Here is an 11,112-nt window from a genome sequence, read left to right as displayed (position 1 = left end):
GTCGCCCCAGAAGCCGCCCAGCCCCTTGGCCAGCGGCCAGGCCGCCGGGGCCGGCGGGGCGGCCAGCAGGCCGGCCAGGGCCAGCACGCCGAGGGTTCCGATCGCCGCGCGCAGGCGCACCTTGGCGCGGGTCTCGTCGGGCTGGGGCGTCGTCACTCGGCCGAGGCCGAACACCACCATCAACAGGGCCGCGACCCCGGCGGCCAGGCCCAGCGACTGCATGCCGGCGTCGGCTGCGGTGGCGCCGGGCGCGCCGAGGGCGTTGCTCGGCGCCAGGGCCGAGGCGGCGTTCAGGCTCGGATCGGCCGCGTTGTAGGTGGCGAGCGCGACGATCAGCGCCAGGCCCACGGCGGCGATGATCCCGCCGCGCAGCCGCGCCGTCGCCGGGTGTCCCCAGGCGAGCCCCGCAATATGCAGGCCTAGCTCGATGCCGGTTTTCCGCGCCGCCCGCGCCATGGTCCATCCCCTGTGGCAGAGACGCCCTTTCTGGCGCGCGGAGGGTTAAGGGGCGTTTACCAAGCCTGGCCGCGGCGGCCCCCGGTTGGTCTCCAGGATGAGAAAATCCCGTTTTCGTTTTTCGAAACCCCATCTAGGTTCGCGGCCATGTGGACCATGCCTCGAAGCGTCCTGCGGGTCGTCGCCGTCATTCTCGCCCTGTGCGCCGTCGGCGGCTTCGTGCTGGGCCTGCGCGGCGCGCCCGAGCGCGCGCGACTGCCGGGCGAGGCGCCGGGCGGCGGTGCGGCCTTGCAGGCCAGCGAGGCGCGTCCGCTGGACGATCTGGTCCTGACGCCGTCGGAACTGCCGCCGCAGGAAGAGCCGAAGCCCGAGGAAAAGCCGGAAGAAAAGACCGAGGAGGCCGCCGCCCCGGTCGAAAAGCCGCCCGAGCCCCTGGTGAAGCCCGCGCCCGCGCTCAAGACGCCCGCCCCGCCGCCGGCCGACGAGGATCGCGTCGGCGACCTGATCGACGGCCTGACCCCGCCCGCGGAACAGCCGCCTTACTGAAGTCCTCGCAGCCTTACGAGGCCTTGAAGGCCTTGGGCTTCACGCCGTTGGCGGCGAAGTGGGTCAGCATGCGCGCCCAGCCGTCTTTGGCGGCCGCCTCGTCGTAGCTGGCGCGGTAGTCGGCGTGGAAGCCGTGCTGGCTGTCGGGATAGACCACCAGCGACGAGCGCGCCTGGCCCGCCGCCGCCAGGGCCGCCTTCATGGCCTCGACGTCGCTCAGCGGGATGCCCTGGTCCTTTCCGGCGTAGAGGCCGAGCACCGGCGCCTTCAACTGGCCGGCGAACTGGATCGGCCAGGTGCGGTCGGCCTCGCCGAGGAACTCGCCCGGCTCGGGCGCGGCCAGCCGGCCGTACCAGGCGACCGCCGCCTTCACGTCCGGGAACCTTGCGGCCGCCTGCCAGGTCACCGCTCCGCCCCAGCAGAAGCCGGTGACGGCGATCTTGCCTGGATCGGCGTAGGGCTGGGCCTTGATGAAGGCGAGGGTGGAGGAAAGGTCGCTCAGCACCTCAGCCTCGGAGGATTCCGAGACCAGCCGGCGGACTTCGGCGAAGTCCGTCACCGTGGAAGGATCGCCCGCGCGAACGAAGAAATCGGCGGCGATGGCCACATAGCCGAGCTTGGCCAGCCGCCGGCAGATGTCGCGGATGTATTCGTGCACCCCGAACACTTCGGAGATCACCACCACGACCGGGAAGCGCCCGCGCGCCTTGGGCCGGGCCACATAGGCCGGGATCGAGCGGTCGGGCGTCCAGACCTCGACGGTCTCGGCGACCAGGCCCGCCGTGTCGGTGGAGATCGGCGCGGCCTCGGCGGAGAAGGCCGTCAGGGCGTAGCCGCCGGCCAGGGCGGCTGCGAGGCCGCGGCGCGACAGGTGGAAATCCTCCGGGCGAGAGCCTTCGGGGCGGGTGAGGTTGAGCACGGCGGGGCCTCCCAGCAGTCTGGCGCCCATCTCAACTCGAAGGCGCCGCCCTCCGCAAGGTCAGGTTGATGCGCCCGCCGCCCGGGATCAGTTGCGACGAGCCGGGCAGAATGCGGTCGACCCCGTGGTGGAACATCCGCGACGCGCCGGCCAGCAGGCAGACATCGCCCGAGGTCAGCTTCATCGAGGCGGTGGGATCGCCCCGACGCGGCCCGCCCAGCCGGAAGAGCGCGGTGTCGCCCAGCGAAACCGACAGCACCGGAAATCGCAGGTCGGCCTCGTCCTTGTCCTGGTGCAGGCCCATCTTCGCGTCCGCGTTATAAAAGTTGATCAGGCAGGCGTCGGGCGGAACCTCCGGATCGGCGAGTTCGGCCCAGAGCTCGATCAGGATGGCGGGCATCGCCGGCCAGGCCCGCCCGGTGGCCGGGTGCGCCGGCTCATAGCGATAGCCCTTGGCGTCGCTGGTCCAGCCAAGGTCGCCGAAGCTGGTCATGGCCACGCTCATCGGCTTGCCGCCGGGCGTCGTCTGGTGGACGAACGGCGCGTCTTTCGTCTTGGCCAGCACCTCGTCCAGCAGCGCCTGCTGCTGCTCGCGCGACAGCCGCCCGGGCAGCAGGCGAAATCCGCTGGTCGTGGAAAGGCTCATGGATATTCATATAGGCCGCCATGGCCGCCTCCGCCGCTCCAGATCCGCGCATGCCGCCGCTTTCCCTGCGACGGCTCACCGCAGGCGAACGCGCGCTCTGCGCCGAGGTGTTCGGGCCGGGGCTGGAGAGCGGGCGCGTGCGGCTGCTCGCCCTGCCGGTCTGGCCCCGGCCCTTCGTTCCGAACGGCGGCCTGGTGGTCTGGCCGGCCGCCTCGGCCCTGGCGGATTTTTCCCAGGCGCTCCTTTGGCTCCGCTCGGTGCTGGTGCACGAGCTGGTGCACGTCTGGCAGGCGCAGCATGGAATCTTCCTGCCTTTTGCGAAGCTTAAGGCCGGCGACGGCTACAGCGCCTATGCCTACGACCTGACCGACGGCCGGCCGTTCGACGCCTTGAACATCGAACAGCAGGCGATGGTGGTGCAGCACGCCTACCTGGCCGCGGGCGGCGGCGCTGCGCCGTTTTCCAGTCAGGCCTATGCGAAGATTCTGGCGGCCTGGCCGCAGCCCCTCGGTGCAAGACCCCGCGAGATATAGGGGCATTGCGCTCTTGCAGGGGACGCATGTCATCCCATATCGCGACTCGACGCTGGTTGCCCCATGGGTTAACCGGCCGAGCCCTTAATCGAACCGGGGAAGCCGAGAAGAAACGGGGTGCTTCATACGAAGGCCCTAAAACCGGCGTCCGCCAATCAGGAGCGAGCAAGACTCGATATGAGCAAGATCATCGGCATCGACCTGGGCACGACCAACTCGTGCGTGGCGATCATGGACGGCAAGGCGCCGAAAGTGATCGAGAATGCGGAAGGCGTTCGCACCACTCCGTCCGTCGTCGCCATCCTCGACGACGGCGAGCGCCTCGTCGGCCAGCCGGCCAAGCGCCAGGCCGTGACCAACCCGGCCAACACCCTTTTTGCGATCAAGCGCCTCATCGGCCGCAACTTCTCCGACCCGATGGTCGAGAAGGACAAGCACATGGTGCCCTACGAGATCGTCAAGGGTCCGACCGGCGACGCCTGGGTGAAGGCCCACGGCAAGGACTATTCGCCCCAGCAGATCTCGGCCTTCATCCTGCAGAAGATGAAGGAAGCGGCCGAGCAGCATCTCGGCGAAAAGGTCGAGAAGGCGGTCATCACCGTCCCGGCCTACTTCAACGACGCCCAGCGCCAGGCGACCAAGGACGCCGGCAAGATCGCCGGCCTGGAAGTTCTGCGCATCATCAACGAACCGACGGCGGCGGCGCTCGCCTATGGCCTCGAGAAGAACGACGGCAAGAAGATCGCCGTCTACGACCTTGGCGGCGGCACCTTCGACGTCTCGATCCTGGAGATCGGCGACGGCGTGTTCGAGGTGAAGGCGACCAACGGCGACACCTTCCTCGGCGGTGAAGACTTCGACATGCGCATCGTCGAGTACCTCGCCGACGAGTTCAAGAAGGAAACCGGCGTCGACCTGCGCAACGACAAGCTGGCCTTGCAGCGCCTGAAGGAAGAAGGCGAGAAGGCGAAGAAGGAGCTGTCCTCGGTCACCCAATACGAGGTCAATCTGCCCTTCATCTCGATGAACGCCTCGGGCCCGCTGCACCTCAATATCAAGCTTTCGCGCGCCAAACTGGAAGCCCTGGTCGAGGATCTGGTCGCCCGCACGGTCGGCCCCTGCGAGCAGGCGCTGAAGGACGCCGGCCTGAAGAAGTCCGACATCGACGAGGTGATCCTGGTCGGCGGCATGACCCGCATGCCCAAGGTCGTCGAGACCGTGAAGGAGTTCTTCGGCCGCGAACCGCACAAGGGCGTGAACCCGGACGAAGTCGTCGCCCTCGGCGCGGCGGTCCAGGCCGGCGTGCTGCAAGGCGACGTCAAGGACGTGCTGCTGCTCGACGTGACCCCGCTGACCCTGGGCATCGAAACCCTGGGCGGGGTGTTCACGCCGCTGATCGAGCGCAACACCACCATCCCGACCAAGCGCTCGCAGACCTTCTCGACCGCCGACGACAACCAGTCGGCCGTGACGATCCGCGTGTTCCAGGGCGAACGCCCGATGGCCCAGGACAACAAGCTGCTGGGTCAGTTCGATCTGGTCGGCATCCCGCCGGCGCCGCGCGGCGTGCCGCAGGTCGAGGTCACCTTCGACATCGACGCCAACGGCATCGTCAACGTGTCGGCGCGCGACAAGGCCACGGCCAAGGAGCAGTCGATCCGCATCCAGGCCAATGGCGGCCTGTCGGACAACGACATCGAGAAGATGGTCCAGGAGGCCGAGGCCAACAAGGCCGAGGACGAGAAGCGCAAGGCCGCCGTCGAAGCCAAGAACCAGGGCGAGGCGGTGATCCACTCGACCGAGAAGGCGCTCGCCGAACATGGCGACAAGATCTCGGGCGCGGACAAGGAAGCCATCGAGGCGGCCCTGGCCGACGCCAAGTCGGCGCTGGAGGGCAATGACGCCGAGGTTATCGCGGCCAAGACCCAGACCCTCATCCAGGCTTCGATGAAGCTGGGCGAGGCCATGTACGCGGCCCAGCAAGGCGGTTCGGAAGAGCAGCCTTCGGCCGAAGGCTCGAGCGACGACGTGGTCGACGCCGAGTTCGAAGAAGTCGCCGACGACGACAAGAAGTCGGCGTGACGACGCCTCCCGTGGCGGTTCTCCGCACATCCTGCGCGAAGATCGCCGCGGGGCCCGGCGACGTTAAGGGAAATCTCCGTCCGACCTGTTATGCGAAAAGCCTTGCAGTCGGGCGGGGATCATCCCACCTCAATTCTCAGATCGAATTTGAACCTCTGACATAACATGCGGGATTATTACGAGATCCTCGGCGTGGACCGGGGCGTGGACGAAGCTGCGCTGAAATCTGCGTTCCGCAAGCTCGCCATGCAGCATCACCCCGACCGCAACGGCGGTTGCGAGGATGCGGCCGGGCGGTTCAAAGAGATCAACGAGGCCTATTCGATCCTCTCCGATCCGCAGAAGCGCGCGGCCTATGACCGCTTCGGCCATGCCGGGGTCAACGGCGCGGGCGGCGGCGGGGGCGGGCCTCAGTTCCACGATGTCGGCGACATCTTCAACGAGGTGTTCGGAGACGTCTTCGGCGACATGTTCGGCGGCCGCGGCCGCCAGCGCTCGGGCCCGGCCCGCGGCCAGGACCTGCGCTACGACCTGGAGATCACGCTGGAGCAGGCCTATGCCGGCTCCGAGGTCGAGATCAGCGTGCCGGCCTCCATCACCTGCGAAACCTGCGACGGCTCGGGCGCCAAGCCGGGCACCAGCCCCACGGTCTGCGGCGGTTGCGGCGGCGCCGGGCGCGTGCGCGCCAGCCAGGGCTTCTTCTCGATCGAGCGGGCCTGCCCGCGCTGCGGCGGCTCCGGGCGGCTGGTGCTCGATCCCTGCGCCGACTGTCACGGCCACGGCCAGGTGCGCAAGGAGCGCACCCTGCAGGTCCGCATCCCCGCCGGCGTCGACGACGCCGCTCGCATTCGCCTGGCCGGCGAGGGCGACGCCGGCGCGCGCGGCGGCCCGCGCGGCGACCTCTACATCTTCCTTTCGGTGCGGCCGCACGAACTCTTCGACCGCGACGGCCTGGACCTGCTCTGCACCGTGCCGGTGCCGATGGCGGTCGCGGCCCTGGGCGGCGAGATCGAGGCCCCCTGCCTGATGGGCGGCGAGAACTGCGACGGCAATTGCCGCATGGAGGTCAAGGTGCCGGAGGGCTCCCAGACCGGCCGCACCGTGCGCCTGAAAGGCAAGGGCATGCCGTCCCTGCGCTCGCGCGAGCGCGGCGACCTGGTGGTCGAACTGTTCGTCGAGACCCCGACCAAGCTGACCGCCCGCCAGAAGGAACTGATGCGCGAGTTCGCCGAGATCTGCGGCGAGCAGCAGCATCCCAAATCCGCGAGCTTCATCGGCAAGGCCAAGCAGTTCTGGGAAGACGTCACCGGCGGCTGAATGCGATGAGCGCGCCTGTGGAGAGTCCCGAAAAGACCGACGGCCGCCGGGCCCGGGCCGTGGCCAGCCGCGCCCGCATCCTCAAGGCGATGGTCGACCTGATCGAAGACGGCGAGATCCAGCCCTCGGCCGAAGCGGTCGCCCTGCGCGCCGGGGTCGGGGTGCGCACGGTCTTCCGGCTGTTCAACGATGTCGACGGCCTGCGCCAGGGCTTGCAGGAGGTGATGGACGAGCGTTTGGCGCCGATCTACGCCGAGCCGGTCCATGGAACCTTGCTCGAGCGGCTCGACCAGCTCGTCGCTCGCCGCCGTATCGTGTTCGAGAAGCTGGCGCGGCCCAAGGCCTTCGCCGACGCCCATCGCGCCCAGTCGCCATCCCTGACCGCGGCCCATCAGACCTTCGTGCGGCGTCAGCGCGAACTGCTGCTCGGCCATCTGCAAGGCGTGCTGCCGGCCTCGGCCGGGTTCGTGGAGGCGCTCGACCTGACGCTCAGCTTCGATGTCTGGCGCCGTCTGCGCGAAGACCAGCACCTGTCGGCCGACGACGCCCAGAACGTCGTGCTGCGCATGGTTCACGCCATCGTCGCCGAGTTCGGCGGCTAACCGATCAAAGTGGTGATGTCCGGCCAGCGATAGCGGACCTCGTGGGTGACGCCGCCCGGTCCCGGCTCGCGCCGCGGCGCCTCGGCCAGTCCGCCCAGCCGTTCGTAGAACTCGCGCGCCGGAATGTTGTCGCGCAGCACCGAGAGCATCAGCGAGCGCGTGCCATAGGCCGCCATCACCCGCGCCGTGGCGATCATCAGCTCGCGGCCGATTCCCTGGCCCTGGGCGGCGCGCAGCACATAGAGGGTCATCACCTCGGCTTCCCCGGACCGCCGGTCGCGCGAAGGGCCGCCCTGGGCGTAGCCGACGAGGCCGCCCCGGTCCGCGGCGACGAGGGTCGCATCCAGCGGCCCCGGCGTCTGCAACGCTGTGCGGAACCGCCGCGCATGGACCGGAACCGACATGCGCCGCAGATAGGAGTCCGGCAACAGCCCCGGATAGGTCTCGCGCCAACTGGCGACGTGAACCTGGGCCAGCGCCTCGGCGTCGCCTGGACCGGCGGGGAAGATGACGTGCGGCACGCTGCAGTCTCCTGACTTGACCACAGCTTGGCGCCCGAGGGCCCGCGTTCAAGAGGTGCAAGGCCGGCCTTTGGGGCTGACGGATCGCGCGGGCGCCTTTAGCTTCCGCAGACCCATGAACGCCCCGACCTCCGCCATACCCGACCCGACCGGCGCCACCCCGGTCATGGCCCAGTTCTTCGAGGCCAAGGCCCGCCAGCCTGACGCGCTGGTGTTCTTCCGCATGGGCGATTTCTACGAGCTGTTCTTCGAGGACGCCGAGAAGGCCGCCGCGGCCCTCAGCATCACCCTGACCGCGCGCGGCAACCACGGCGGCGCGCCGATTCCGATGTGCGGCGTGCCCGTACATGCGGCTGAGGCCTATCTCGCCAAGCTGGTGCGCTCGGGCTTCAAGGTCGCGCTCTGCGAGCAGATGGAGGACCCGGCCGAGGCCAAGAAGCGCGGCTCCAAGTCGGTGGTCCGCCGCGATGTGGTGCGCGTCGTCACGCCCGGCACCCTGACCGAGGACGGCCTTTTGGACGCCCGCGGCGCCAACCGCCTGGCCGCCGTCGCCGTGCGTGCGGGCGCGGCCGCCGTGGCCAGCGTCGAGCTGTCGACTGGCGAGGTCGAATGCATGGCGCTCTCGCGCGACAGCCTCGCCTCGGCGCTCGCCGCGCTCGGCCCCTCCGAGACCCTGGTCCCCGACCGGCTGTTCGCCGACGAGACGCTGTCGGCGACCTTCAAGGCGGCGGGCGGCCTGATCCAGCCGATGCCCTCGGCCCTCTCCGAACCCTCTGCGGCCGAGGCGCGGCTGAAGCGCCTCTATGGCGTCGAGACCCTGGACGGCTTCGGCGAGCTGACGGGGGCGGAGGTCTCGGCCCTCGGCCTCATCGCCGCCCACCTGGAGACCACCCAGGCCGGCAAGCTGCCGGCGCTGACCGCCCCGCGCCGCGCGGGCGAGGCCGACGTCATGGCCATCGACCCGGCCACCCGCGCCAGCTTGGAGATCGAGAAGTCGACCTCCGGCTCGCGCGACGGTTCGCTGCTGGGCGCCATCGACCGCACGATCACCGCCCCGGGCGCGCGGCTGCTGGCCGCCCGACTGGCCCGCCCGCTGCTCGATCCGGCCGCCATCGACGCGCGGCTGGACGCCATCGACTGGTTCTGCGAGCGCCGGCCCCTGCGCGAGAAGCTGAGGGAGAAGCTGCGCGGCATGGGCGACATGGCCCGCGCCCTGTCGCGCCTGGCGCTGGGCCGCGGCGGTCCGCGCGACCTCGGCTGCCTGCGGGATGGCCTGGCCGGCGGGGAGGCGATCTCGGCCCTGTTCGGTCATCCCGAGCCGCTCGATCCGCCGCCTCCGCCCGAAATCGCCGGCGCGCTCGGCGCACTGCATCCGAGCGCCAATCCCGACCTTGCCGAGTTCCGCCGCATGCTGGCCGACGGGATGGGTCAGGATCTGCCGGCCCAGGCCCGCGACGGCGGCTTCGTCGCGCCCGGCGTCCGCGTGGAGCTGGACGAGGCCAGGGCCCTGCGCGACGACAGCCGCAAGGTGATCCTGCAACTCGAAGCGCGCCTGGCGGCCGAGAGCGGCGTGGCCCTGAAGATCCGCCATAACGCCGTGCTCGGCTATTTCGTCGAGGCCAGCGCCAAGGCGGCCGAGCCGCTGATGGCCGCGCCGCTGAACACCACCTTCATCCACCGCCAGACCCTGGCCAACCAAGTCCGCTTCACCACGGTCGAACTGGCCGAGCTGGACGCGCGCATCGCCCAGGCGGCCGAGCGCGCCCTGGCCATGGAGGTCGCCACCTTCGAGGCCTGGCGCGAGGCGGCGATCCGCATCGCGCCTGCGATCCAGGCCGCGGCCGAGGGTGCGGCGCGGCTGGACGTCGCCGCGGGCCTCGCCGAATGGGCCGACGACGTGGGCGCCGCCCGCCCGGTGGTGGACCGCTCGACCGTGTTCGAGGCCCAGGCCGCCCGCCATCCGGTGGTGGAGGCCGCCGTCAAGCGGGCGGGCGATCCCTATACGCCCAACGATTGCCGCCTGGACGGGGCGGGCGCGACGGCGGCCCGGCTCTCCATCGTCACCGGTCCGAACATGGCCGGTAAGTCGACTTTCTTGCGTCAGAACGCCCTGCTGGCTGTGTTGGCCCAGGCGGGCTGCTACGTGCCGGCCAAGGCCCTACGGATCGGCGTGGTCGACCGCCTGTTCAGCCGGGTGGGGGCGGGGGACGACCTGGCCCGCGGCCGCTCGACCTTCATGGCCGAGATGGTCGAGACCGCCGCGATCCTCACCCAGGCGACGCCGCGCTCGCTGGTCATCCTGGACGAGATCGGCCGCGGCACCGCCACCTATGACGGCCTGGCCATCGCCTGGGCCTGCGCCGAGGCCCTGCACGAGACCAACCGTTGCCGCGGCCTGTTCGCCACCCACTATCACGAGCTTGCGGTGCTGGAGGACCGGCTCGCCCACGTTTCCAACCTTTCCCTGAAGGCCAAGGAGTGGAACGGCGACCTGATCTTCCTGCACGAGGCGGGCCCCGGCCCGGCCGACCGGTCCTATGGCGTGCAGGTGGCCAAGCTGGCTGGCGTGCCGCCGGCGGTGGTGGTCCGCGCCCGCGAGGTGCTCGACCGGCTGGAGCGCGAGGCCGGCGCCCCGGCCCACCTTGAGGACCTGCCGCTGTTCGCCGCCCACGTCGCCGAGCCGGAAACGCGGTTCGGCCCCAGCGAGGTGGAGGCCGAACTCAAGACCCTCGACCTCGACAGCATGAGCCCGCGCGAAGCCATGGCCGCGCTCTATCGCCTGAAGGACAAGCTGGCATGAAGGCGCTGATGGTCGATGTCGACGGCGTGGTCGTGGTGCATCCCGAACCGGGCGGCTGGGCGACCCATCTGGAGCGCGACCTTGGCCTGTCGAAAGCGGCTCTGCAGGCGGCGTTCTTCGCGCCGCATTTCGATGACGTGATCCACGGCCGCGCGGCCCTGCGCGAACGCCTCGCCCCGGTGCTGGAAGAGATCGCGCCGCATCTCACCTGCGACGAGCTCTGCGCCTACTGGTTCCGCGAGGACGCCCATCTCGACCATGACCTGCTGGACCAGCTCGCCCAGCAGCGGGCGGCTGGGATCGCCGTGCACCTGGCCACCGTGCAGGAGCATGAGCGCGCGGCCTATCTCTGGGAGACGATGGCGCTCAAGGACCGCTTCGACGCCATTCACTACGCCGCCGACCTCGGTCACGCCAAGCCGGCGCCGGAGTTCTACGCCGCCATCGAGGCGCGCACCGGCTACGCCCCCGCCGACATCTTCTTCATCGACGACAAGGCCGCCAACGTCGAAGCGGCCCGGGCGAGGGGATGGAACGCCGCGGTCTGGACCGGCCAGGACCGCCTAGATCGTGCTTGGATTTGATTGAATCGCGGGATTCCGGTTTTGGGCGGATCGTGATTCAAGATGTGGGCTGGGCGGAGGCCAGCCTGCATGGTTCGACCCTATTCGATGGATCTGCGAGAGCGCC

At 69.9% G+C, this 11,112-nt stretch carries 11 protein-coding genes; 7 read left to right on the top strand and 4 right to left on the bottom strand.

Features of this window, described 5'->3' with window-relative positions; translation table 11 throughout:
* Window positions 1-456: DNA translocase FtsK 4TM domain-containing protein (locus ACE3TL_RS15070; RefSeq protein ID WP_374579494.1), on the bottom strand; the 456-nt coding region annotated here is incomplete at its 3' end.
* A gap of 156 nt (window positions 457-612) precedes the next feature.
* On the opposite strand from ACE3TL_RS15070, the gene ACE3TL_RS15065 reads away from it, so the two are divergent.
* Window positions 613-1,002 carry a hypothetical protein gene (locus ACE3TL_RS15065; RefSeq protein ID WP_374579493.1) on the top strand — a complete coding sequence of 130 codons (390 nt, stop codon included), beginning with the start codon at window positions 613-615 and terminating at the stop codon, window positions 1,000-1,002.
* Window positions 1,003-1,015: 13 nt separating this feature from the next.
* Here the strand turns inward: ACE3TL_RS15065 and ACE3TL_RS15060 are convergent, their stop codons facing one another.
* Window positions 1,016-1,921, bottom strand: a complete 906-nt coding sequence (locus ACE3TL_RS15060) for a dienelactone hydrolase family protein (RefSeq protein ID WP_374579492.1) — start codon at window positions 1,919-1,921, stop codon at window positions 1,016-1,018.
* Window positions 1,922-1,952: 31 nt separating this feature from the next.
* Complete coding sequence (locus ACE3TL_RS15055; RefSeq protein ID WP_374579491.1) at window positions 1,953-2,567, bottom strand: alpha-ketoglutarate-dependent dioxygenase AlkB; 615 nt, start codon at window positions 2,565-2,567, stop codon at window positions 1,953-1,955.
* 50 nt (window positions 2,568-2,617) lie between these two features.
* On the opposite strand from ACE3TL_RS15055, the gene ACE3TL_RS15050 reads away from it, so the two are divergent.
* From ACE3TL_RS15050 to ACE3TL_RS15035, 4 genes are all read left to right on the top strand, one after another.
* Window positions 2,618-3,100, top strand: a complete 483-nt coding sequence (locus ACE3TL_RS15050) for a hypothetical protein (RefSeq protein ID WP_374579490.1) — start codon at window positions 2,618-2,620, stop codon at window positions 3,098-3,100.
* Window positions 3,101-3,217: 117 nt separating this feature from the next.
* Window positions 3,218-5,182, top strand: coding sequence for a molecular chaperone DnaK (gene dnaK, locus ACE3TL_RS15045; protein WP_374579489.1), 1,965 nt, complete (start codon window positions 3,218-3,220; stop codon window positions 5,180-5,182).
* 165 nt (window positions 5,183-5,347) lie between these two features.
* Window positions 5,348-6,499, top strand: a complete 1,152-nt coding sequence (gene dnaJ / locus ACE3TL_RS15040; RefSeq protein WP_374579488.1) for a molecular chaperone DnaJ — start codon at window positions 5,348-5,350, stop codon at window positions 6,497-6,499.
* A gap of 17 nt (window positions 6,500-6,516) precedes the next feature.
* A complete protein-coding gene (locus ACE3TL_RS15035; RefSeq protein WP_374579487.1) occupies window positions 6,517-7,101 on the top strand; it encodes a TetR/AcrR family transcriptional regulator in 585 nt (194 codons plus the stop codon).
* Here the strand turns inward: ACE3TL_RS15035 and ACE3TL_RS15030 are convergent.
* Window positions 7,098-7,622 carry an N-acetyltransferase family protein gene (locus tag ACE3TL_RS15030; RefSeq protein WP_374579486.1) on the bottom strand — a complete coding sequence of 175 codons (525 nt, stop codon included), beginning with the start codon at window positions 7,620-7,622 and terminating at the stop codon, window positions 7,098-7,100. The genes ACE3TL_RS15035 and ACE3TL_RS15030 overlap by 4 nt on opposite strands.
* Before the next feature lie 115 nt (window positions 7,623-7,737).
* On the opposite strand from ACE3TL_RS15030, the gene mutS reads away from it, so the two are divergent.
* Window positions 7,738-10,422, top strand: a complete 2,685-nt coding sequence (mutS, locus tag ACE3TL_RS15025; protein WP_374579485.1) for a DNA mismatch repair protein MutS — start codon at window positions 7,738-7,740, stop codon at window positions 10,420-10,422.
* Window positions 10,419-11,006, top strand: a complete 588-nt coding sequence (locus tag ACE3TL_RS15020) for an HAD-IA family hydrolase (RefSeq protein WP_374579484.1) — start codon at window positions 10,419-10,421, stop codon at window positions 11,004-11,006. The genes mutS and ACE3TL_RS15020 overlap by 4 nt, the downstream gene beginning before the upstream one ends.
* Window positions 11,007-11,112: the final 106 nt, after the last annotated feature.

It is taken from the genome of Phenylobacterium sp., from assembly GCF_041920015.1.
Classification (GTDB): Bacteria; Pseudomonadota; Alphaproteobacteria; order Caulobacterales; family Caulobacteraceae; genus Phenylobacterium.
This window is presented reverse-complemented; position numbering and strand designations above follow the sequence as displayed.

Excerpts from the sequence above, each read along its gene's own strand:
- ACE3TL_RS15065 (WP_374579493.1), top strand. The coding sequence starts at position 613 with ATGCCTCGAAGCGTCCTGCGGGTCGTCGCCGTCATTCTCGCCCTGTGC.
- ACE3TL_RS15050 (WP_374579490.1), top strand. The coding sequence starts at position 2,618 with ATGCCGCCGCTTTCCCTGCGACGGCTCACCGCAGGCGAACGCGCGCTC.
- ACE3TL_RS15055 (WP_374579491.1), bottom strand. The coding sequence starts at position 2,567 with ATGAGCCTTTCCACGACCAGCGGATTTCGCCTGCTGCCCGGGCGGCTG.
- ACE3TL_RS15020 (WP_374579484.1), top strand. The coding sequence starts at position 10,419 with ATGAAGGCGCTGATGGTCGATGTCGACGGCGTGGTCGTGGTGCATCCC.
- dnaJ (WP_374579488.1), top strand. The coding sequence starts at position 5,348 with ATGCGGGATTATTACGAGATCCTCGGCGTGGACCGGGGCGTGGACGAA.
- mutS (WP_374579485.1), top strand. The coding sequence starts at position 7,738 with ATGAACGCCCCGACCTCCGCCATACCCGACCCGACCGGCGCCACCCCG.